The sequence below is a fragment of the Streptomyces sp. JLYT201 genome (genome assembly GCF_059448825.1).
This window is the reverse complement of the sequence record NZ_CM182551.1, coordinates 7,106,258-7,127,116: the sequence shown is the minus strand read 5'-3', so window position 1 is coordinate 7,127,116 and position 20,859 is coordinate 7,106,258. Positions and strand designations below refer to the sequence as shown.

General features: G+C 73.5%; 21 protein-coding genes. 12 read left to right on the top strand and 9 right to left on the bottom strand.

Features of this window, described 5'->3' with window-relative positions; genetic code table 11:
* Positions 1–19: 19 nt before the first annotated feature.
* A complete protein-coding gene (locus AC5WAM_RS30135; protein ID WP_172384091.1) occupies positions 20–994 on the bottom strand; it encodes a carbohydrate kinase family protein in 975 nt (324 codons plus the stop codon).
* Between the two features lie 179 nt (positions 995–1,173).
* On the opposite strand from AC5WAM_RS30135, the gene AC5WAM_RS30130 reads away from it, so the two are divergent.
* Both AC5WAM_RS30130 and AC5WAM_RS30125 read left to right on the top strand, forming a co-directional pair.
* The gene (locus AC5WAM_RS30130) at positions 1,174–1,392 is read left to right on the top strand and encodes a hypothetical protein (RefSeq protein WP_495519471.1); all 219 of its coding nucleotides are present in this window, start codon (positions 1,174–1,176) and stop codon (positions 1,390–1,392) included.
* A 203-nt stretch (positions 1,393–1,595) separates the two neighbouring features.
* Positions 1,596–3,152 carry a hypothetical protein gene (locus AC5WAM_RS30125; RefSeq protein ID WP_495519470.1) on the top strand — a complete coding sequence of 519 codons (1,557 nt, stop codon included), beginning with the start codon at positions 1,596–1,598 and terminating at the stop codon, positions 3,150–3,152.
* An 80-nt stretch (positions 3,153–3,232) separates the two neighbouring features.
* Here AC5WAM_RS30125 and erpA read toward each other — a convergent pair whose 3' ends face one another.
* Positions 3,233–3,589: an iron-sulfur cluster insertion protein ErpA gene (gene erpA / locus AC5WAM_RS30120; protein WP_138959304.1), complete on the bottom strand. Its 357-nt coding sequence runs from the start codon at positions 3,587–3,589 to the stop codon at positions 3,233–3,235.
* A 201-nt stretch (positions 3,590–3,790) separates the two neighbouring features.
* On the opposite strand from erpA, the gene nadA reads away from it, so the two are divergent.
* On the top strand, positions 3,791–4,996 hold the full coding sequence (gene nadA, locus AC5WAM_RS30115; protein WP_375256692.1) for a quinolinate synthase NadA: 1,206 nt from the start codon (positions 3,791–3,793) through the stop codon (positions 4,994–4,996).
* Between the two features lie 40 nt (positions 4,997–5,036).
* Here nadA and AC5WAM_RS30110 read toward each other — a convergent pair whose 3' ends face one another.
* The 4 genes from AC5WAM_RS30110 to AC5WAM_RS30095 form a co-directional block, all read right to left on the bottom strand.
* Positions 5,037–5,717, bottom strand: a complete 681-nt coding sequence (locus tag AC5WAM_RS30110; RefSeq protein ID WP_366791369.1) for a response regulator — start codon at positions 5,715–5,717, stop codon at positions 5,037–5,039.
* Positions 5,714–6,967: a sensor histidine kinase gene (locus AC5WAM_RS30105; protein WP_366791370.1), complete on the bottom strand. Its 1,254-nt coding sequence runs from the start codon at positions 6,965–6,967 to the stop codon at positions 5,714–5,716. The genes AC5WAM_RS30110 and AC5WAM_RS30105 overlap by 4 nt, the downstream gene beginning before the upstream one ends.
* Before the next feature lie 265 nt (positions 6,968–7,232).
* Positions 7,233–7,511, bottom strand: coding sequence for a PspA-associated protein PspAA (pspAA, locus tag AC5WAM_RS30100; protein ID WP_138959307.1), 279 nt, complete (start codon positions 7,509–7,511; stop codon positions 7,233–7,235).
* Between the two features lie 27 nt (positions 7,512–7,538).
* On the bottom strand, positions 7,539–8,321 hold the full coding sequence (locus AC5WAM_RS30095) for a PspA/IM30 family protein (RefSeq protein ID WP_242728630.1): 783 nt from the start codon (positions 8,319–8,321) through the stop codon (positions 7,539–7,541).
* Between the two features lie 254 nt (positions 8,322–8,575).
* On the opposite strand from AC5WAM_RS30095, the gene AC5WAM_RS30090 reads away from it, so the two are divergent.
* From AC5WAM_RS30090 to AC5WAM_RS30080, 3 genes are all read left to right on the top strand, one after another.
* A complete protein-coding gene (locus tag AC5WAM_RS30090; RefSeq protein WP_495519469.1) occupies positions 8,576–9,295 on the top strand; it encodes a DUF3043 domain-containing protein in 720 nt (239 codons plus the stop codon).
* Positions 9,296–9,348: 53 nt separating this feature from the next.
* Positions 9,349–10,041 carry a class I SAM-dependent methyltransferase gene (locus AC5WAM_RS30085; RefSeq protein WP_366791460.1) on the top strand — a complete coding sequence of 231 codons (693 nt, stop codon included), beginning with the start codon at positions 9,349–9,351 and terminating at the stop codon, positions 10,039–10,041.
* Between the two features lie 86 nt (positions 10,042–10,127).
* Positions 10,128–11,180, top strand: a complete 1,053-nt coding sequence (locus AC5WAM_RS30080) for a S1C family serine protease (RefSeq protein WP_495519468.1) — start codon at positions 10,128–10,130, stop codon at positions 11,178–11,180.
* 93 nt (positions 11,181–11,273) lie between these two features.
* Here AC5WAM_RS30080 and AC5WAM_RS30075 read toward each other — a convergent pair whose 3' ends face one another.
* Entirely contained in the window at positions 11,274–11,495 is a 222-nt protein-coding gene (locus tag AC5WAM_RS30075; protein WP_138959311.1) for a hypothetical protein, read from the bottom strand.
* Between the two features lie 89 nt (positions 11,496–11,584).
* Here AC5WAM_RS30075 and AC5WAM_RS30070 point away from each other — a divergent pair, with 89 nt between their 5' ends.
* Positions 11,585–12,796, top strand: coding sequence for a bifunctional adenosylcobinamide kinase/adenosylcobinamide-phosphate guanylyltransferase (locus AC5WAM_RS30070; protein WP_366791373.1), 1,212 nt, complete (start codon positions 11,585–11,587; stop codon positions 12,794–12,796).
* A gap of 7 nt (positions 12,797–12,803) precedes the next feature.
* On the opposite strand, the gene AC5WAM_RS30065 is transcribed toward AC5WAM_RS30070, so the two are convergent.
* Positions 12,804–13,580, bottom strand: coding sequence for a class I SAM-dependent methyltransferase (locus AC5WAM_RS30065; protein ID WP_366791374.1), 777 nt, complete (start codon positions 13,578–13,580; stop codon positions 12,804–12,806).
* A 136-nt stretch (positions 13,581–13,716) separates the two neighbouring features.
* Between AC5WAM_RS30065 and cobT the strand changes: the two genes are divergently transcribed.
* From cobT to AC5WAM_RS30050, 3 genes are all read left to right on the top strand, one after another.
* Complete coding sequence (gene cobT / locus AC5WAM_RS30060; RefSeq protein WP_495519467.1) at positions 13,717–14,763, top strand: nicotinate-nucleotide--dimethylbenzimidazole phosphoribosyltransferase; 1,047 nt, start codon at positions 13,717–13,719, stop codon at positions 14,761–14,763.
* Positions 14,764–14,886: 123 nt separating this feature from the next.
* A complete protein-coding gene (locus tag AC5WAM_RS30055) occupies positions 14,887–16,653 on the top strand; it encodes a phosphatidylglycerol lysyltransferase domain-containing protein (RefSeq protein ID WP_495519466.1) in 1,767 nt (588 codons plus the stop codon).
* Positions 16,650–17,354, top strand: coding sequence for a hypothetical protein (locus AC5WAM_RS30050; RefSeq protein WP_366791377.1), 705 nt, complete (start codon positions 16,650–16,652; stop codon positions 17,352–17,354). Before AC5WAM_RS30055 ends, AC5WAM_RS30050 begins: the two co-directional genes overlap by 4 nt.
* Here AC5WAM_RS30050 and AC5WAM_RS30045 read toward each other — a convergent pair.
* Positions 17,291–18,058 (bottom strand): hypothetical protein, encoded by a 768-nt coding sequence (locus AC5WAM_RS30045; protein WP_366791378.1) that lies wholly within the window; start codon positions 18,056–18,058, stop codon positions 17,291–17,293. The two genes, AC5WAM_RS30050 and AC5WAM_RS30045, sit on opposite strands and share 64 nt — an antisense overlap.
* A gap of 99 nt (positions 18,059–18,157) precedes the next feature.
* Between AC5WAM_RS30045 and AC5WAM_RS30040 the strand changes: the two genes are divergently transcribed.
* Complete coding sequence (locus AC5WAM_RS30040; protein ID WP_495519465.1) at positions 18,158–18,961, top strand: adenosylcobinamide-GDP ribazoletransferase; 804 nt, start codon at positions 18,158–18,160, stop codon at positions 18,959–18,961.
* A 102-nt stretch (positions 18,962–19,063) separates the two neighbouring features.
* Positions 19,064–20,611, top strand: a complete 1,548-nt coding sequence (locus tag AC5WAM_RS30035) for a leucyl aminopeptidase (protein WP_495519464.1) — start codon at positions 19,064–19,066, stop codon at positions 20,609–20,611.
* Positions 20,612–20,859 lie beyond the last annotated feature (248 nt).

Sequence of the window (20,859 nt, the reverse complement as noted above, 5' to 3'; positions counted from 1 at the left end):
GGTGAGGACCGGCCCGGGGTCAGGCCAGGTGGGTGCGGACCTCCGCGGCGGCGGCTTCGCCGTAGGCCACGGCGAAGCGGTCCATGAACGAGCTGCGCCGCAGCTCGTACTCCTGCGTGCCCGTCGTCTCGATGACCAGCGTCGCGAGCATGCAGCCGACCTGCGCCGCCCGCTCGTGCGACACGCCCCAGATCAGCCCGGAGAGGAACCCGGCGCGGAAGGCGTCGCCCACGCCCGTCGGCTCGACCTTGGCCTCCTCCTGCGGCACGCCGACCTCGATCGGGTCCTGCCCGGCGGTCTCGATGCGCACGCCCTTGGCGCCGAGGGTGGTTACCCGGTGCCCGACCTTGCCCAGGATCTCCTCGTCGGACCAGCCGGTCTTGGACTCGATGAGGCCCTTCTCGTACTCGTTGGAGAAGAGGTAGGTGGCGCCGTCCATGAGGGTGCGGATCTCGTCGCCGTTCATGCGGGCGATCTGCTGGGAGAAGTCCGCGGCGAAGGGGATGCCCCGGCTGCGGCACTCCTCGGTGTGGCGCAGCATCGCCTCGGGGTCGTCCGCGCCGATCAGCACGAGGTCGAGACCGCCCACGCGGTCGGCGACGGTCTTCAGCTCGATGAGGCGGGCCTCGCTCATCGCGCCGGTGTAGAAGGAGCCGATCTGGTTGTGGTCGGCGTCCGTGGTGCAGACGAAGCGGGCGGTGTGCAGCGTCTCGGAGATGCGCACCGACTCGGTGTCCACGTTGTGCCGGTCGAGCCAGGCGCGGTACTCGTCGAAGTCGGGGCCCGCGGCGCCGACCAGGACGGGCCGGGTGCCCAGCTGACCCATGCCGAAGCAGATGTTGGCGCCGACGCCACCACGGCGGACATCGAGGGCGTCGACGAGGAACGAGAGGGAGACCGTGTGCAGTTGGTCGGCGACCAGTTGGTCGGCGAAGCGGCCGGGAAAGGTCATCAGGTGGTCGGTGGCGATGGAGCCGGTGACTGCGATACGCACGGCTGGAAGCTCCTGCGGCGTGTAGCGGCGGCGCACCGCCCTCGTGGTCAAGGCGGTGACGGACGTCGCGTGGGCGGTTGACGGTTAACGCTATCCGGTCGGACCCGGAACGATGAACGGCTGAAAATACCCGATAGTAGGTCTTTCTCCTTGGGCTCAGCGGTGCATACGGTTCCGGTATGACCCTCTTTCCGCAGGACAGCGCAGCGCCGCAGGCTTCCGAGCAGGGAGTCGAGACCTGGGAGGCATTGCGTGGTGCTTGCACGCGCATGGTCCGGCACTGGGCCGTGCCCGCGGTGCCCGCCGGGACGCCCGTACCGCCGTCCCGGATCCACGGCGTGACGGTCCCGGCCGCGTCCGCGCGCCTCCTCGACGGGATGTCCGAGTACGGGGACTGAGGCGCACGGGACGAAAGGCGCACCGGGCTGGGACGCGAGGGGCCCGGGACCGGTCGAGGGAACCGCTCGCTCCCCCGCCGCGTCCCATCGCCGTCCCCCGTCGGGGGGATGTCATGTACGACGGGACGCCGTGGCGCGCGTGCGCCGTGGCGGACCGCCGTGCAGGCTCGTGAGGACGGCCGGGCACGCGAAGGAGCGATGCGGTGAGCACCGAGCAGGCACAGGACGGACGGCGGCGACGGCCCTCGCTGGTGGTCGCGTCGGTGGCGGCCGCGGTCCTGCTGGCGGGCGGCGGCGGGGCCTATCTCGCCATGGACCCGTCCGGCAAGGACGACACCCCGGCGGGCGACGGCGGGCCGCCCCCGCCGCTCGCCCTGGACGGGTACGCGGACGGATCAGGCGGACACTCTGATTCCGGGACGGATCGCACGGACGGGACCAATGGCGGGGGCGGCACCGCCACGTCCGAAGGCATCGCCCCGGGCGAGCCCGACCCCTCGGGCGCGACCTACCGGGCCGTGGGCGAGCTGCCCGACGGCCCCGACGAGGCCGCCGTGTACGAGCCGCGCGGCGAGGTCGGCAAGGACCGGGTCGTCCGGCTCGCCAAGGCGCTCGGCCTGTCCGGCACGCCGACCGCGCAGGGCGACTCCTGGCGGCTCGGCCCGGCGAACGACGGCTCGGGCCCCTCGCTCCAGGTGGCCCGCAAGGCCCCCGGCACCTGGTCGTTCACCCGGTCCGAGCCGGGCGGCGGCGACAACTGCCTGAAGGGCAAGCCGTGCCCGCCCAGGACCGACACGGAGCTGGACGGCGGCACTCCGGTCAGTGTGGGGGACGCTGAGGCGGCCGCCGCGCCCGTCCTGAAGGCCATCGGCCAGGACGGCGCCAAGCTGGACGCCCGTCAGCTCATGGGCTCCGTACGGGTGGTGAACGCCGACCCCGAGGTGGACGGCCTGCCGACGTACGGCTGGTCGACCGGCATCCAGGTGGGCCCGGACGGCGAGGTGGTGGGCGGCAGCGGCCAGCTCGCGAAGCCGCACAAGGGCGCGACGTATCCGGTCGTGGGCGCGGCCGAGGCCCTCGCCCTGCTGAACGCGTCGGGCAAGGGCGGCGGCGTGAGCATCGGCGGCTGCGCGACGCCGGTGCCGCACCAGGGCGACAAGGGCAACAAGAGCGACAAGGGTGCCAAGGGCGACGGGGTCACCAGGCGCGACGAGGTGCGCTGCACGCCGACCGTGCCGCCGAAGCAGGAGCCGATCGCCGTGGAGGGCGCCACGTTCGGCCTGGCCGCGCACTTCGTGGCCGGGCGGCAGACGCTCGTGCCGTCGTGGCTGTTCGAGGCCAGGCCGCAGGGTGCGCGGGACTCCTACACGGTGCAGCACCCGGCGGTGGATCCCGCGTATCTGACGGCGCCCGGAGCGCCGGGCGACCCCGAGCCGGAGCCGGACACCAAGGGCGACACCTACACCAGCGACATCAAGGTCGACGGCTACACCGCGTCCGGGCGGACGCTGACCGTGCACTTCACGGGCGGGGTGTGCAGCACGTACGAGGCGTCGGCGCGGGAGAGCGGCGGACGGGTCACCGTGAAGGTCACCGCGACGGAGGAGAAGGGCAAGGTGTGCATCGCGCTCGCGAAGTTCTACACGCTGCCCGTGACCCTGGACAAGCCGCTCGGTGACCGGAAGGTCGTCACGCCCGGCGGCACGGCGGTGCCGCGCGGCGAGGGCGTGGCGAAGGGCGAGCCCGCGCCGCGGTCGTAGCTCCCGCAGGCCGGACGAGCTCCGGACGCGCGAAGGCGGCGGCTTCCCCGAGGGGGAGCCGCCGCCTTCGTCCGCACGGTTTAGCTGAAGGAGTCGCCGCAGGCGCAGGAACCCGTGGCGTTCGGGTTGTCGATCGTGAAGCCCTGCTTCTCGATGGTGTCGACGAAGTCGATGGAGGCGCCGCCCAGGTAGGGAGCGCTCATGCGGTCGGTGACGACCTTGACGGTGCCGAACTCCTTGACGACGTCGCCGTCGAGCGCGCGCTCGTCGAAGAAGAGCTGGTAACGCAGACCCGAGCAGCCGCCCGGCTGAACGGCGACGCGCAGCGCCAGGTCCTCACGGCCTTCCTGGTCGAGCAGCGCCTTGACCTTGGCCGCGGCGGCGTCGGTCAGGATGATGCCGTCGGTGACGGTGGTGGTCTCGTCCGATACGGACATCTACATCGCTCCCGGGTAGTACGGAGACTGCTTGCCGACCGGTTCCAACCGGTGTGGCCGCGAATTCATTCCCATGCTCGCACACGGGGACACACAGGGGATGCGTCACATCGACACTATGGCCATCGTCAAACTGACGTGAAGCGGTTATGATAGATAACGTCAATTAGACGAAAAGGCATCGTCTGCAGAACAGAAAGGGTGCGTGACGTGACCACCGCCCAATCCCCCGCGGCCCCCGTGGACCTCGGCGTCGAGCCGACCCCGCTCGCCCTCCTGCTGCTCGGCCGCGAGGCCGACCCGAGGAGCGAGCGCGGTGTGGAGTGCCCGGGCGACCTGCCCTCGCCGTCGGACCCCGGCCTGGTGGAGCGCGCCCGCGCCGCCAAGGAGAAGCTCGGCGACAAGGTCTTCGTGCTCGGCCACCACTACCAGCGCGACGAGGTCATCCAGTTCGCGGACGTCACCGGCGACTCGTTCAAGCTGGCCAAGGACGCGGCCGCCCGGCCGGACGCCGAGTACATCGTCTTCTGCGGCGTGCACTTCATGGCCGAGTCCGCGGACATCCTGACCACCGACGACCAGAAGGTCGTGCTCCCGGACCTGGCCGCGGGCTGCTCGATGGCCGACATGGCCACGGCCGAGCAGGTCGCGGAGTGCTGGGACGTGCTGACCGAGGCCGGCGTCGCCGAGCAGGTCGTGCCCGTCTCGTACATGAACTCCTCCGCCGACATCAAGGCGTTCACGGGCAAGCACGGCGGCACCATCTGTACGTCGTCGAACGCCCAGCGGGCCCTGGAGTGGGCCTTCGAGCAGGGCGAGAAGGTCCTCTTCCTGCCGGACCAGCACCTCGGTCGCAACACCGCCGTCCGCGACCTCGGGATGTCCCTGGACGACTGCGTCGTCTACAACCCGCACAAGCCGAACGGCGGCCTGACCGCCGAGCAGCTGAGCGCCGCGAAGATGATCCTGTGGCGCGGCCACTGCTCCGTGCACGGCCGCTTCTCGCTGGAGTCGGTCGAGGACGTCCGGGCCCGCATACCCGGCGTGAACGTCCTGGTCCACCCCGAGTGCAAGCACGAGGTCGTGGCGGCGGCGGACCACGTCGGCTCGACCGAGCACATCATCAAGACCCTGGAGGCGGCCCCGGCCGGCTCCAAGTGGGCCATCGGCACCGAGCTGAACCTGGTGCGCCGCCTGGCCAACCGGTTCGCGCCGGAGGGCAAGGAGATCGTCTTCCTCGACAAGACGGTGTGCTTCTGCTCCACCATGAACCGCATCGACCTGCCGCACCTGGTGTGGGCCCTGGAGTCCCTGGCCGACGGCAAGCTCGTCAACCGCATCGAGGTCGACCGCGAGACCGAGCAGTTCGCGAAGCTGGCCCTGGAGCGGATGCTGGCGCTGCCGTAGCCGGTGCGCCGTACGGCCGCCGCCCGGCAGCTGTACGGCGTCAGTCGCCCCGCGGCCGTACGAGGCCCGACTCGTAGGCGATCACGACGAGTTGGGCCCGGTCGCGGGCGCCCAGCTTCGCCATGGCCCGGTTCACATGGGTCTTCACGGTCAGCGGGCTGACTTCCAGGCGCTCGGCGATCTCGTCGTTCGAAAGCCCGCCCGCGACCTGGACGAGGACCTCGCGCTCGCGGCCGGTGAGCGCGTCGAGGCGCTCGCCGCGGCCGGGCGCGTCCCCGTTCGAACCGTCGCTCTGCGCCAGGAACTTGGCGATGAGTCCCTTCGTCGCGGTGGGCGACAGGAGCGCCTCGCCCGCGGCCGCGATCCGGATGGCGCCGAGGAGTTCGTCGGGCTCGGCTCCCTTGCCGAGGAACCCGGACGCCCCCGCCCGCAGGGACTGCACCACGTACTCGTCGACCTCGAAGGTCGTCAGCATGACCACGCGTACGTGGGAGAGCGCCGGGTCCTCGCTGATCATCCGGGTCGCGGCGAGGCCGTCCGTGCCCGGCATGCGGATGTCCATCAGGACGACGTCGGCCGCCTCGGCCTTGGCGAGACGCACGGCCTGGGCGCCGTCGGAGGCCTCGCCGACGACCTCCATGTCGGGTTCGGAGTCGACGAGGACCTTGAACGCGCTGCGCAACAGCGCCTGGTCGTCGGCGAGCAGCACCCGGATCGTCACGCGGTCCCTCCCCTGGCCGGGCTGTGCTCCCGGCCGCCCTGTTTCACGGTCGTGACCGGCAGGATCGCATGTACGCGGAAACCACCTCCGTAGCGGGGCCCCGCGCTGCACCGCCCGCCGAGCGCGCTGACGCGCTCCCGCATGCCGAGGAGCCCGTGTCCGCCGCCGCGGTCGGGGTCGTCGACGGGCTGCGCGTCGTCGCCCGCACCGTCGTCGAGCACCGTGATCTCCAGGTTCGGTCCCACCCGCACCACGCTGACCTCCGCCTTGGCCCGCTCGCCCCCGTGCTTCTGCACGTTCGTCAGCGCCTCCTGGATGATGCGGTACGCCGCCAGGTCCACGGCGGCGGGAGGCGGCTGGCCGCTGTCGCCGCGGGCCACCTCCACGGGCAGGCCCGCGTGCCGGAACGTGTCGACGAGGTCGTCGAGGCGGGCCAGGCCGGGGGCGGGCTCCGTGGGCGCCTCCGGGTCGCCGTTCTGCCGGAGCAGGCCGACGGTCGCGCGCAGCTCGCCGAGCGCGGACCTGCTGGCCTCGCGGACGTGCGCGAGGGCCTCCTTCGCCTGGTCGGGCCGCTTGTCCATGACGTGCGCCGCGACCCCCGCCTGGACGTTGACCAGGGCGATGTGGTGGGCGACGACGTCGTGCAGGTCGCGGGCGATGCGCAGCCGCTCCTCGGCGACCCGGCGCCGGGCCTCCTCCTCACGGGTGCGCTCGGCCCGCTCGGCGCGCTCCCTTATGGCGTCGACGAAGGCGCGGCGGCTGCGCACCGCGTCGCCCACGGCGGCGGCCATGCCGGTCCAGGCGAAGATGCCGAGGTTCTCCTGCCCGTACCAGGGCAGGGGCCCCGCGACCATGGCGACGCCGGTGAGCCCGGCCACGGTGATCAGGCCGATGCGCCAGGTGGTGGGGCGGTTGGTGCGGGCCGCCACGGTGTACAGGGCGACGACGGCGCACATCACGACCGGCGCGCGGGGGCCGGTCGACACCAGCTCCACGATGGAGAACGCGGAGGTGGCGGCGAGCACCGCCCACGGGGCGCGGCGGCGGAAGACCAGGGCGGCCGCGCCGGCGACCATGAGGGTGATGCTCATGGCGCTCGGGGCGTGCACGTTCCAGCTGGAGCCCTGCTCCCCGTAAGGCTCGGCGAAGGAGCCGATGACCATGAAGACGAGGGCGGCGGCCGCGAGGAGTGCGTCCACGGCCAACGGGTGCGTTCTGGCCCAGCCGCGGCACCGTTCAAAGTTGGTCACGGCTAAACGGTACGGGGCGCCGTCCGGCGGGGGGAACGGAAAGCGGGTTCAGGGGGGCGGGGGTTGACGTACCCCCGCGGCCCCGGCTTGCCCTGCCCTGGTGGAACGGTTCCTCGGCGCCCGGGTGCTGTGCCCACCCGTCCCGCCCTGCGGGACGATTGCCCACAGCGTGGGGGGAACGGGGCGATTGCCCACTGCGCGGGGGGGGCCGGGGCGATTGCCCGCCGCGGGGGGGCGGTGTTCGGCCCCAGCGGGCGGCAGGTGCTCAGCCGGGGATCAGGCCGTCGTCGGAGAGCATGTCGCGGACTTCCGCGAGGGTGGCGTCCGGGGCGGGGAGGATGAGTTCCGAGGGTTCGAGGGCGTCGTCGGGGAGGGGTTCCCCCAGTTCGCGGACCTTGTCGAGGAGGGCGTGGAGCGTGCGGCGGAAGCCGGGCTCGTCGCCGCCCTCCATCTCTTCGAGCAGTTCGTCGTCCAGCTTGTTCAACTCGGCGAAGTGGCCGTCGGCCAGCTTCACCTGCCCCTCCCCCATGATCCTTACGATCATGACGCCCTCCTCGGACGTGAGCGGTGGCTACTGCTTGTCGAAGCGGGGCGCGTCCTGCGGGTGCCCCTGGCCGCCCTCGATGGCGGGCTTCGGCGAGGCGCTGGAACCCCCGGCCAGCTCGGCCTTCATGCGCTGCAGCTCCAGCTCTACATCTGTACCACCGGAGAGCCGGTCCAGCTCGGTCTGGATGTCGTCCTTGGCGAGACCGGAGGAGTCGTCGAGGGCGCCCGAGGCGAGGAGCTCGTCGATCGCGCCGGCGCGGGCCTGGAGCTGGGCCGTCTTGTCCTCGGCGCGCTGGATCGCCATGCCGACGTCGCCCATCTCCTCGGAGATGCCGGAGAAGGCCTCACCGATGCGGGTCTGGGCCTCGGCCGCGGTGTAGGTGGCCTTGATGGTCTCCTTGCGCGTGCGGAACGCGTCGACCTTGGCCTGAAGGCGCTGGGCCGCGAGGGTGAGCTTCTCCTCCTCGCCCTGCAGGGTCTGGTGCTGCGTCTCCAGGTCGCTGACCTGCTGCTGGAGCGCCGCGCGGCGCGAGAGCGCCTCACGGGCCAGGTCCTCGCGGCCGAGCGCGAGCGCCTTGCGGCCCTGGTCCTCCAGGGTGGAGGACTGCTTCTGGAGCTGGTTGAGCTGCAGCTCGAGGCGCTTGCGGGAGGTCGCCACGTCGGCGACGCCGCGGCGCACCTTCTGCAGCAGCTCCAACTGCTTCTGGTACGAGTAATCGAGGGTTTCGCGCGGGTCCTCGGCCCGGTCAAGGGCCTTGTTCGCCTTCGCGCGGAAGATCATCCCCATACGCTTCATGACACCGCTCATGGGCTTCGCGCGCCCCCTTCTGACGGACTCCAGCTCCAGCTGCTGCAACAGAACCCACGGTACGGGGTCTGTATCCATTACCGCACTGTTCGCGGGTGGATGCGCTCATCCCCAAGGACGACTGCTCCGCCCGCCCCTCCGGCGCAAGGAGTAGGTGCGCCCCCGGGAACAGCCCGGGACGGCCCCCTTTGTCGCTCGGCCACATCAGCAAGACGCCCGGTGTGGCGGGATCGTTCCCCGGAGGGCGCCCGTCCATGCGCCCGCCGGTCCGCCCCGGTGCGCCCCCGGCAAAGCCCCCGGAAAGCCCCGGGAAAGCCCTGGGAAAGGGGTCCTCCGGCCCCACGCCTCCGGCCGACCCCGTACCCTTGGCTTTTGTGTTCCGTAGCCGATCCAAGGACGACAAGGCCCCGGCCGCCAAGGCGCCGGTAGCCGAGAGCGCGTCCGCCCCCCGTGACCCCGAGGCCCCCAAGGGCCGCCCCACCCCCAAGCGTGCCGTGGCCCAGTCGCAGCGCCGCAGCGTGATGAACACGCCGACGACGCGCAAGGAGGCCGCCAAGCGGTCGCGCGAGGAGCGCCGCGCGAACATGGAGAAGCAGCGCCAGGCGCTGGCCAGCGGCGACGAGCGGTATCTGCCGCCGCGGGACAAGGGCCCGGTGCGCAAGTACGCCCGCGACTTCGTGGACTCCCGGTTCTGCGTGGCGGAGTTCTTCCTGCCGATGGCCGTGCTCATCCTCGTCCTGAGCCTGGTCCGCGTCGCCCAGCTGCAGAACATCGCGCTGCTGCTGTGGCTCGTCGTGATCGTCCTGATCGTCCTGGACTCGATCGTCACGGGCTTCCGGCTGAAGAAGCGCCTGAACGAGCGCTTCCCCGACGAGCACAAGAAGGGCGCCGTCGCGTACGCCCTGATGCGTTCGCTCCAGATGCGTCGGCTGCGGCTGCCGAAGCCGCAGGTCAAGCGCGGGGAGCGACCCTGAGCGAGGTCCAGGGCGCAGGCCCTGGAGAGCGTACGGCCGTGTGCCAGGAACTGGTGGCACGGCAGCTGGACGAGCAGATCGCGGCGCGGTTCCCGGTGGGACGGCGGCTTCGGGTGCTCGACGTCGGCATGGGGCACGGGGTGCAGGCACTCCGCCTCGCCCGTGCCGGACACGAGGTGACGGGCGTCGAGCGGGAGGCCGAAGGGCTCGCCGCCGCGCGGGCCGCGGCGGCCGCCGAGCCGGAGGGCATCCGGTCCCGCCTGCGCCTCGTCGAGGGCGACGGGCGGGACACGGGGGTGCACTTCCTGCCCGGCAGCTTCGACGTCGTGCTGTGCCACGGCGTGCTCATGTACGTCGACGAGCCCGACGCGCTGCTCGCGGGTCTGGGGCGGGTCCTCGCCCCCGGCGGGCTGCTGTCCCTGGTCGTGCGGAACGCGGACGCGCTGGCCATGGCCCCCGCGCTGCGGGGCGACTGGGGCGGGGCGCTCGCCGCGTTCGGCGCCGACACCTACGAGGACCCCTCCGGGGGGCGTGCGCGGGCGCATCGGCTCGACGCGGTCTCCGGGGCGCTCGCGGGCATCGCCGCGCCGCTGCGGGCCTGGTACGGGGTGCGGGTCTTCTCCGACGCGGTGCCCGCCGCCGGGGCCGGGCTCGACGCCCTCCTCGCCGCCGAGGAGCGGGCCGGACGCACCGACCCCTACCGCACGGTGGCCGCCCTCCTCCACGTCTGCGGCGCCCGCGACTAGCCCCGGGCCCCGCTCCGGCGGGGGCGCCCCCTGTTCGGCCCCGTACCGCAGGACGGTCGGGGCGGTGGCGGTGAGACTCGGGGGGTATGAGAGCTTCGCGTGGGTTCGTGGTGGCGGGGGTGCTGATCTCGGTCTCAGTGGCGGCCGGGTGTGCCGGGGAGAGCGGGAGCTCCCGGGGCAAGGAGTCGACGACTCAGGCCGCCGCGCCCGCCGCGGCCAACGACCTCCAGGACGACTACCTGAAGGTGATCAAGGACGCGCTGCCCTCCGTCGTCCAGATCGACGCCTCCGACAGCCTCGGCTCCGGGGTGGTCTACGACGACAAGGGGCACATCGTCACCAACGCGCACGTGGTGGGCCGGGAGAAGACCTTCAAGGTGACCACGGCCACCGGTGAGCAGCCCCTCGCGGCCACGCTCGTGTCGGCGTACCCGGAGCAGGACCTCGCCGTCATCAAGCTCGACAAGGTGCCGCGCGGCCTGAAGGCCGCCGACTTCGGCGACTCCGGGAAGGTGGAGGTCGGCCAGATCGTGCTCGCGATGGGCTCACCGCTCGGCCTGTCCTCCAGCGTCACGCAGGGCATCGTCTCGGCGACCGGGCGCACGGTCAGCGAGGGCCGGGCGGGCGGCGGCACCGGCGCCACCATCGGGAACATGGTGCAGACGTCCGCCGCGATCAACCCGGGCAACAGCGGCGGCGCCCTGGTGAACCTCGACGGCGACGTCATCGGGATCCCGACCCTCGCCGCGACCGACCCGGACATGGGCGACGGCGCGGCACCCGGCATCGGCTTCGCGATCCCCGCCTCGATGGTGCGTACCGTGGCCGACCAGATCGTGAAGAGCGGCAAGGTCACCGACTCGGGCCGGGCCGCGCTCGGCATCAGCGGGCGCACGGTCCTCGGGGACGACTACCGGCCCGCGGGCGTCGCCGTGGCCGAGGTCAGGAGCGGCGGCGGCGCCGACAAGGCGGGCATCAGGCCCGGCGACATCATCACCGGGCTCGGGGACGACGAGATCACCACGGTCACCTCCCTGTCGGAGGTGCTCGCCGGGGACGAGCCGGGCGACAGGACGCGGGTGACGTACGTACGGGACGGCGACGAGCGGACCGCCGAGGTGACCCTCGGGGAGATGTGACGGCGCGGAGGGAGGCGGGGCCCGGGGCCCCGCCTCCCTCCGCGTTCGTGGATCCGGCGCGTCAGGCCCGCGCCGCGTCCTGCGCCCGGCGCGTCAGGCCTGTGCCGCGTCCTGCGCGTGCAGACTCATCGGGCCGTAGATCTCCGAGGTGTCCTCGAAGAGCGTCACCTGGTCCGCGCCGCCCTCCGCGAGCTCCTTCCAGTGCTCGCCGATCCAGGTCTCCGCGTCGCCCTGCGTGGTGAACTCCTCCGGCTGCACCGCGGGCTGGACCTCCGTCCCGTCCGCCTTCTCGAACCGCCACGTCCATGCCGCCATGTCAGCCTCCCGAGGTCCAGTGGTGTCCCGAAGCCGCTTGAAGCCTAGCCGGGCGCGCGGCGCGCGGGGCGACGCGGGAGGATCTTCCTGTGGAACTGACTCTGCTCGGCACCGGAGCCCCCGAGGGGCTGCCCCGCCCCGGCTGTCCCTGCGCCGCGTGCGCGACCGCGCTCGGCGACCAGGCGCGGGCGGCGACGGCCCTGCTCGTGGACGGTGTGCTGCTGCTCGACCTGACACCGGGCGCCGCCTTCGCCGCCGCCCGCGCCGGGCACACGCTCGGCGGGGTGCGCCAGGTGCTGCTCTCGCATCCGCACGACGGGCCCGCCGTGGAGGTGCCCGCCGGCCTTCCACAGCCGGGCCGGGTGCCGGACGGCCGCGAGCTGGCGCTGCTCACCGGGCACCGGGTGCGGGCCGTGGCGATGGACGCGCCCGGCACCGGCTACGAGGTGACCGGGCCTGACGGCGAGCGGCTGCTGTATCTGCCGCCGGGCTGCGCGCCCGCGGGGGTGGGCCCCGAGAACGGCGGCGGGCAGGTCGTGTACGACATGGTCGTGGCCGACGTCGTGGGCCGCCCGGACGGGCTCGCGCGGCTGCGGGCGGCCGGGGCGTCGGGCCCGACCACGGACGTGATCGCCGTGCACATCGGCCACGAGGTGCCGCCGGGCCCCGAGCTGGCCCGGCGGCTCGCGGCGGCCGGGGCGCGGGCGGTGCCGGACGGCACGACCCTGGAGGTCGGCGCGTACGAGGACGTGCCGGACGTGCCGCGCCGCACCCTGGTGCTCGGCGGCGCCCGCTCGGGCAAGTCGGTGGAGGCCGAGCGGCGCCTGGAGGCCTTTCCCGACGTGCTGTACGTGGCCACCGGCGGGCTGCGCGGCGGGGACCAGGAGTGGGCGGAGCGGGTGCGCGCCCACCGCGAGCGGCGGCCCGGCTCCTGGCGCACCACGGAGACCTGCGACCTCGTGCCGCTGCTCGCCGAGCCGGGGCCGCCGCTGCTCATCGACTGTCTGTCGCTGTGGCTGACGCACGCGATGGACGACGTGAACGCGTGGGACGACACCGAGTGGGCGGGCGGCGGCGAGCGCGCGCTGCGCAAGCGGGTCACGGAGCTCACGGACGCGGTGCGGGCCGCGCGGCGCACGGTGGTCGCGGTGTCGAACGAGGTCGGCTCCGGCATCGTCCCCGCGACCGCGTCGGGGCGCCGCTACCGCGACGAACTGGGCCGGCTGAACGCCGCGTTCGCCGCGGAGTGCGAGCACGTGCTGCTCGTGGTGGCGGGGCAGGCGCTGGCGCTGCGCGGCTGAGGCGGGCTCAGCCGTCGCTCTCGCGGCGGGCGATGACGCGGTAGGTGTTGCCGAAGCCGGTGCGGACGAGCAGGGGTGCGAGCAGCTGGTCGAGGGCGTGGGCGAGGACGATCAGGGGGGCCGCCGCCCAGCCGCACGCCCGGCGCGGCCCGGCGGCCCGCGGCAGCCGGCGGCCGACGACGAGGGCGGCCGCACCGGTCAGGTCCAGCGGCAGGTGCGGGCTGCGGCGCTCGACGTCCACGAGGGTGAAGCCGAGCTCGTCCAGGGCGTGGCGGAGCCGGCCGAGGGACAGCAGCCGCGCCCGCGGGGAGCGCGCGTGCGGCGGCCACCAGGGGCCGAGGAGCCGGGCGGAGCGGGACTCGGGGTCGGCGGCCTCGATCAGCAGGTGTCCGCCGGGGCGCAGGACGGTGCGGGCGGCGGCGAGCTCCGCGTCCGGGTCGGGGACGCGCTCCAGGTGGTGGACCATGCTCACCGCGTCGTACCGGTCGGCGAGGCGCGGCGCGAGGTCCGGCAGGAGCCCCTGGTGGGCCTCCTCGATGTGCCCGGCCTCGCGGGCCTTCACGACGGCGTCGCTCGGGTCCGTGCCGTCGTACGCGGTGTACGGCAGGACGTCCTTGGCGGCGGCCGGGAGGCGGCCGTGGCCGGTGCCGACGTCGAGCCAGCTCTCGGGTTCGAGGTGCCGCGCGAGGGCGTGGGCCGTGGCGCGGTGGCGGCGGGTGGAGTGCCGGGCGCGGAGGACGCGCTCGACGGGGTCGTCGGTGGCCTGCTGACGGACGGACGGCACGGGGCGATTCGACACAAACGGAACGTATGGGATCAGTGGTGGCGGGGCAACGACGTCGCGGGGCCTGTCTCACCGGCGGCGGACCGGCCCGGGGCCGTTCGCGCGCGTGTCACCGCCCGCCGGTACTGTTCGCCGAATGAGCTCGCTGATTCTCGACGACTTCACCGACCTGATCGAGCGGCCCGACGGCGGGGTGCGCCGCGACGCCGAGGAGCGCAGGGAGCGGCAGAGCCTGCCGCCCGGCGCCCTCGGCCGCCTGGACGAGCTCGCCGAGTGGCTGTCGGCGGCCCAGGCGTCCGTGCCGGTCAAGCCGATCGAGCGGCCGCGGGCGCTGCTCTTCGCGGGCGACCACGGCGTCGCCGAGCTCGGCGTGTCGGCGCGGCCCGCGGGTGGGGCGGCGGACCTCGTGCGGTCCGTGCTGTCCGGCGAGGCGCCCGCGGCCGTGCTCGCCCGGCGGCTCGACGTGCCCGTGCGGGTGGTCGACCTGGCCCTGGACTGCGAGCCGGACGAGCTGCCCGCCGAGGTCGCGGGCCACCGGGTGCGGCGCGGCTCGGGCCGCATCGACATCGAGGACGCGCTCACCGCCGACGAGGCCGAGCGCGCGGTGCGCGCGGGCATCGCGCTCGCCGACGAGGAGGCCGACTCCGGCACCGACCTGGTCGTGCTCGGCGACGTCAGCGTCGGCGGTACGACCCCCGCGGCGACGCTGATCGCGGCGCTGTGCGGCACCGACGCGTCCGTGGTGACCGGGCGGGGCGGGCGGCCGATCGACGACCTGGCGTGGATGCGCAAGTGCGCGGCGGTCCGGGACGCGCTGCGGCGCGCGCGGCCGGTGCTCGGCGACCAGTTGCAGCTGCTCGCGGCGGTGGGCGGGGCCGACGTCGCGGCCATGACCGGGTTCCTGCTCCAGTCCGCGGTGCGGCGCACGCCCGTGGTCCTGGACGGCGTGGTGGCCGCCGCGGCGGCCCTCGTGGCCCAGCGGGTCGCCTTCCGGGCGCCGGACTGGTGGCTGGCCGGGCACGACAGCGGGGAGCCCGCGCAGGCCAAGGCGCTCGACCGGATGGCGCTCGAACCGCTGCTCAGCCACGGGGTGAAGGTGGGCGAGGGCGTGGGCGCGCTGCTCGCGGTGCCGCTGCTGCGCTCCGCCGCGGCGCTCGCCGCGGAGCTTCCCGTCTCGGAGTAGCCGCGCGGCCGCCCGTCACCGGGTGGCCGCGCGGCCGCCCGTCACCGGGTAACCGCAGGTCGCGGCGGGTACCGGGACAGCAAGCCCCATATCACACCACAACACCCCATAAGATCCCGCTTTATGGGAGAAGAACGGCCGAAGGAAGAACAGCGCACGACGTCCACCCCGGCCTCGCGCAGAGCCGCGGCGGCCGCCGTCTGGTATTTGCGGGCCGTCGCCTTCGTCAACTTCCTCAGTGCCGTCTGGGTCTCCCTGGGGCAGGACCTCAGACGGCACAACACGGAGAACTACTTCACCCCGTACATGCTCACCGCGGGGTTCGCCTCCGGGGTGTTCACCGCCTTCCTCGCGGTCACGATGCGGCGCCGCAAACGGGCCTCGTGGATCCTCAACCTCGTGCTGAGCGGCCTGTTCCTGCTGCTCTTCGCGGTGGCGATGTTCTTCCCCGAGATCCGGCAGTACGCGCAGAACTGGATCTCGCTCGTCCTCACCGCGGGCTTCGTCGCCGCCCTGCTCGTCGGCCGCCGCGAGTTCTACGCCAAGGGCGACCGGTCCAACCCCAAGCTGGCGGCGGCCGTCGCCGTCGGCGGGCTGCTCGCGACCTCGCTGCTCGCCGCGCTCCTGGTGACCGTCACCAACCACGCCCACGACGACTACCGCTCGACGTTCCTCGACCGCTGGCGCTACGGCACCATGCGCCTGGTGTCGCTGGCCGCCGACGACTCCCGGTTCGCGGGCATCTCGACGCCCGGCTGGGTCAACGTCACCATCAACGTCCTGAGCACGCTCCTGGTCATCGCCGTCCTGTACGCGGCCTTCCGCTCCCGCCGGGCCGTCGACCCGCTCAGCGAGGACGACGAGGCACGCCTTCGCGCCCTGCTCGCCAAGCACGGCGAGCGCGACTCGCTCGGCTACTTCGCGCTGCGCCGCGAGAAGAGCGTCGTCTGGTCCCCGACCGGCAAGGCCGCGGTCACCTACCGTGTGGTCGGCGGCGTCTCGCTGGCCTCCGGCGACCCGATCGGCGACCCCGAGGCCTGGCCCGGCGCCATCGAGCCGTGGCTCGCCGAGGCGCGCGAGCACGGCTGGACCCCGGCGGTGATGGGCGCGAGCGAGGAGGCGGGCACGATCTACGCCCGGCACGGCCTCGACGCGCTGGAGCTCGGCGACGAGGCCATCGTGGAGATCGCCGACTTCACCCTGGAGGGCCGGGCCATGCGCACGGTCCGCCAGGCCTACAACCGCGTCAAGCGCGCCGGGTACGAGGTGCGCGTACGGCGCCACGCGGACATCCCCGAGGAGGAGATGGCCCGCCTCCTCGAACGCGCCGACGACTGGCGCGACGGCGCCACCGAGCGCGGCTTCTCCATGGCGCTCGGCCGCCTCGGCGACCCGGACGACGGCCAGTGCGTGATGCTGGAGTGCACCGACGACAAGGGCGAGCTGCGCGCGGTGCTCTCCTTCGTCCCCTGGGGTCCGCACGGCCTCTCCCTCGACCTGATGCGCCGTGACCGGGACTCCGACAACGGCCTGATGGAGTACATGGTCATCGAGCTGCTCCAGCGCGCGGCGGAGATCCAGATCACGCAGGTGTCGCTGAACTTCGCGATGTTCAGATCTGTCTTCGAGCGTGGTTCGCGGCTCGGCGCGGGCCCGGTGCTCCGGCTGTGGCGCTCGCTGCTCAGCTTCTTCTCCCGGTGGTGGCAGATCGAGTCGCTCTACCGCGCCAACGCCAAGTACCGACCCATCTGGGAGCCGCGGTTCCTGCTCTTCGAGAAGAGCGCGGACCTGCCGCGCATCGGTGTCGCGTCCGCCCGCGCCGAAGGCTTCCTGGAAGCGCCGGGCCTGCCGAAATGGCTGCACCGCACACATTTGGAGTCCCGTAGATGAGCACCCTGTCCCGGCTGGCCCGTGCCGAGTGGGGCGATCTGTACTCCACGGTGCGCGGCGGGCTCGTCGCCCGGCGCTGGCGCGCGATCCCGATGACGCTCGCCGCCGTCTGCCTGACCGGGGCCTTCCAGTACGTGCAGAACCAGTCCTGGGGCTATCAGTTCGTCCAGAACATCGGCTCCGTGCGGGCCGAGGAGCCGCTGTGGCTCGCCCTGGTCCGCACCCCGCTCTCGCTCTTCGTCCCCGCCCTCGACCTGCCGGTGTGGGGCGCGCTCGCGCAGATCCTGCTGGTGTTCGGCATCGCCGAGATCTGCGTGGGCTGGTGGCGCACGCTGCTCGTCGGGTACGCGGCGACGCTCGCGGGCACCCTCTACGCGCGCGTGGGCATCGCCATCGGGCCCGACAGCTGGGTCGGGCTTCCCGCCTCCGACGCGCAGGTCATCGACACCGGCCCGTCGGCGGCGGTCGTCGGGCTCGCGGTGTTCGTGTGCTGGCGCTACCGGGCGTACGCGACCGGCGCCCTGGTGGTCGCCCTGATGGTGGTCGAGGTCCTGGTCAAGAACAACCTCGCGGGCAAGGAGCACCTGGCGGCCATCGCGGGCGTCCTGGTCGTGTGCGCGGCGGCCACGGCGGTGCGTCACCTGCGGCGCGGCGACGCCGCACGCGGCTCCGGGTCCGGCCTGCCGCCGATGACGTCCTGAAGCCAGCGCCGCTTGGCCGTCCAGCGGCGGTCGTGGCGGAACGCGCGCAGCCCCGCCCGGGCCCGGACCCGCGGCCGGTTGCGGTAGAACCGCCGCGCCCAGGCCGACCCCGGACGGGCGAGGCGGATCGCGCCGACGAGCGCCACGAACGGCACCACCATGCCGATCAGGGCCGTGCGCAGCTTGCCCTTGAGCATCGCGATCAGCGCGAAGCCGCAGTTCACGGCGATGTTCAGGGCGAAGGCGAAGCGGTTGTGCCGCTCGGTCACGGAGAGCTCGTTCACGCCGAACGGGGTGAAGCCGGTGAGGATCAGGACCACCAGGGCCGTGGTGAGGACCACCACCTCCACGCTCTTGCGGCCCTGCTCGCTCCAGTACACGTCGTCCAGGTGCAGGATCAGCGCGAACTCGTCGAGGACCAGGCCCGCGCCGATGCCGAAGATCACGGCCGCGCACATCGAGCCGAAGCCGTGCCGCCCGGCCGCCACCGCCCAGAAGCCGCCCACCAGCATCAGGAAGATGCCCGGGACGACGTGGTGGACGTGCACGTCCCCCGTGGTGATGTTCCGGAACGGGCCCTTCCCGGCGCGGATGAGGCGGGTGATGGTGCGCGTCACCAGGAACGAGCCCACGAAGGAGACCAGCGCGAGCAGCAGGGGCAGCTTCCCCGGCTCGACGACGTTCCGGTACCACCAGCCGTCCATGGGCCCATCTTGCGGTTCGCCGCCGCCGCGCGCAGGCCGGGGCACCTGCCGCAGCAGGGCGGCGACGGGTGCCCCGGGCCGCCCGGGTAATCTCGCCCAATGCCCAGACCCACCCCCGCCGACGGCCTCCGCTTCGCCTTCGGGACGCTCACCGCGCTGCCGGTGCGCGTGCGCCGGTGGGACCGCGAGGCCGCCCGGACGGGCATGCTGTGCGCCCCGGTCGCGGGGCTCGTGCTCGGCCTCATCGCCGGGGGGCTCGGGGCGGCGCTGCTCGCCCTCGGCGCGAGCCCGCTGCTCGCCGCCGTCGCCGCCGTCGCGGTGCCCGCCGCGGGCACCCGGGGGCTGCACCTCGACGGCCTCGCCGACACCGCCGACGGCCTCGGCAGCGGCAAGCCCGCCGCCGACGCGCTGCGGATCATGAAGCAGTCCGACATCGGCCCGTTCGGCGTGATCACCCTGGTCCTGGCCCTGTTCGCGCAGGTCGCGGCCCTGGCCGAGCTGTACGACGACGGCTGGGCGCGCGGTCTGTGCGGCGCCGCCGTGGCCGCCACCGCCGCCCGGCTCGCGCTCACCCTCGCCGCCCGCGCCGAGGTGCCCGCGGCCCGGCCCGAGGGGCTCGGCGCGGCCGTCGCGGGCACGGTCCCCGCGCGCGCGGCCCTGGCCGTCCTCGTGGCCGTCACCGCCGCGGCCGCCGCCGCGGGAGCGGTCACGGGCCCCGACGCAGCCGTCTCCACCGTCCGCAACGCGGCCGCCGTGCTGCTCGCCTGCGCCGCCGCCGAGGCCCTCCTGCGGCACTGCGTACGGCGGTTCGGCGGCGTCACCGGCGACGTCTTCGGCGGGCTCGCCGAGACCGCCGCCACGGCCGCGCTGCTTGTGCTCGCCCTCGGCCAGCACGCACAGTGAGGCGCACCGCATTGCTTGCGGGCGTAGGCTCGCGACGGGCTCACCACCCCAAAGCCCGCAAGAACTCAGTGAAACCTCCTATGAAAGAGGGACTTCAGCACCGTGACTGCTCTGACTCTCAGCACCGCCGCCGCGTCCGGCCTGCGCGCCGACGCGATCGTCGTCGGTGTCGCGAAGGGCGCCAAGGGACCGGTCGTGGCCCCTGGCGCCGAGTCCGTGGACAAGGCGTACGACGGCAAGCTCGCGTCCGTCCTGGAGACCCTCGGTGCCTCGGGCGCCGAGGGTGAGGCGACGAAGCTGCCCGCGCCGTCCGGCTTCAAGGCGCCGGTGATCCTGGCAGTCGGCCTCGGCGCGGTCCCCGAGAAGGGCCAGGCCTACGACGCGGAGGGGCTGCGCCGGGCCGCCGGTGTCGCCGCGCGCGCCCTGGCCGGTTCGAAGAAGGCCGCGTTCGCGCTGCCCCTGGAGTCCGCCGCCGACGCGGGCGCGATCGCCGAGGGCGCGGTCCTCGGGGCGTACTCCTTCGACGCCTACAAGGACATCGCCGACAGCGCCAAGGACGCCAAGGCCAAGAAGGGCGCCAAGGACGCCAAGGGCCCGCTCGCCGAGGCCGCCCTGCTCGGCGGCAAGCCGCGCGACAAGGCCTACAAGGCCGCCGTCGAGCGCGCCCTGGCCGTCGCCGAGGAGCTCAACCGCGCCCGCGACCTGATCAACACCCCGCCGAACGACCTCTACCCCGAGGCGTTCGCCGCGGTGGCCCAGGCCGCCGGCAAGGAGCACGGCATCAAGGTGCAGGTGCTCGACGAGAAGGCGCTCACCAAGGGCGGCTACGGCGGCATCCTCGGCGTCGGCGCGGGCTCGGCCGCCCCGCCGCGCCTGGTCAAGCTGTCGTACACCTCGTCCAAGGCGAAGAAGCACCTGGCCCTCGTCGGCAAGGGCATCACGTACGACTCGGGCGGCATCTCGCTCAAGCCCGCGGGCCACAACGAGACCATGAAGTGCGACATGAGCGGCGCCGCCGCCGTGTTCGCGGCCGTGGTCGCCGTGGCGCGCCTCGGCCTGGAGGTCAACGTCACCGGCTGGCTGGCCCTCGCCGAGAACATGCCGTCCGGCTCGGCCACCCGACCGGGCGACGTCCTGCGCATGTACAGCGGCAAGACGGTGGAGGTCCTGAACACCGACGCCGAGGGCCGTCTGGTCCTGGCCGACGCGCTCACCAAGGCCTCGGAGGACGAGCCCGACGCGATCGTCGACGTGGCGACGCTGACCGGCGCCATGGTCCTGGCCCTGGGCGACCGCACCTTCGGCATCATGGCCAACGACGACGCCTTCCGCACGTCGATCCACGAGATCGCCGAGGAGGTCGGCGAGCCGTCCTGGCCGATGCCGATGCCCGAGCACCTGCGCAAGGGCATGGACTCCCCCACCGCCGACATCGCCAACATGGGCGAGCGCATGGGCGGCGGCCTGGTCGCCGGCCTGTTCCTGAAGGAGTTCGTGGGCGAGGGCATCACCTGGGCCCACCTGGACATCGCGGGCCCCGCCTTCCACGAGGGCGCCCCGTACGGCTACACCCCCAAGGGCGGCACCGGCTCCGCCGTCCGCACCCTGGTGCGTCTCGCGGAGCGCACCGCCGCGGGCGACCTCGGCTGAGCAGCCACTGACGTACGGCCCCGGGGCGCCCTCGCCCGCGGGGCCGTACGCGTCGGTACCGCCTGCGGCCCGCCCGTCCCGCACCACCCGTACCTCCCGCATCGGGATTTCGCTATCGATGAAATCCGTACGCGCGTACGTGGTCCTGACCTCCGGCTGGGGCCGATCAGCCCGGCCCGGCGTCCCGCCTGCCGCCGACAAGTGCGAAGATGGGTTCTCGGCAGGACAGGGCCCCCACCACAGGGCCG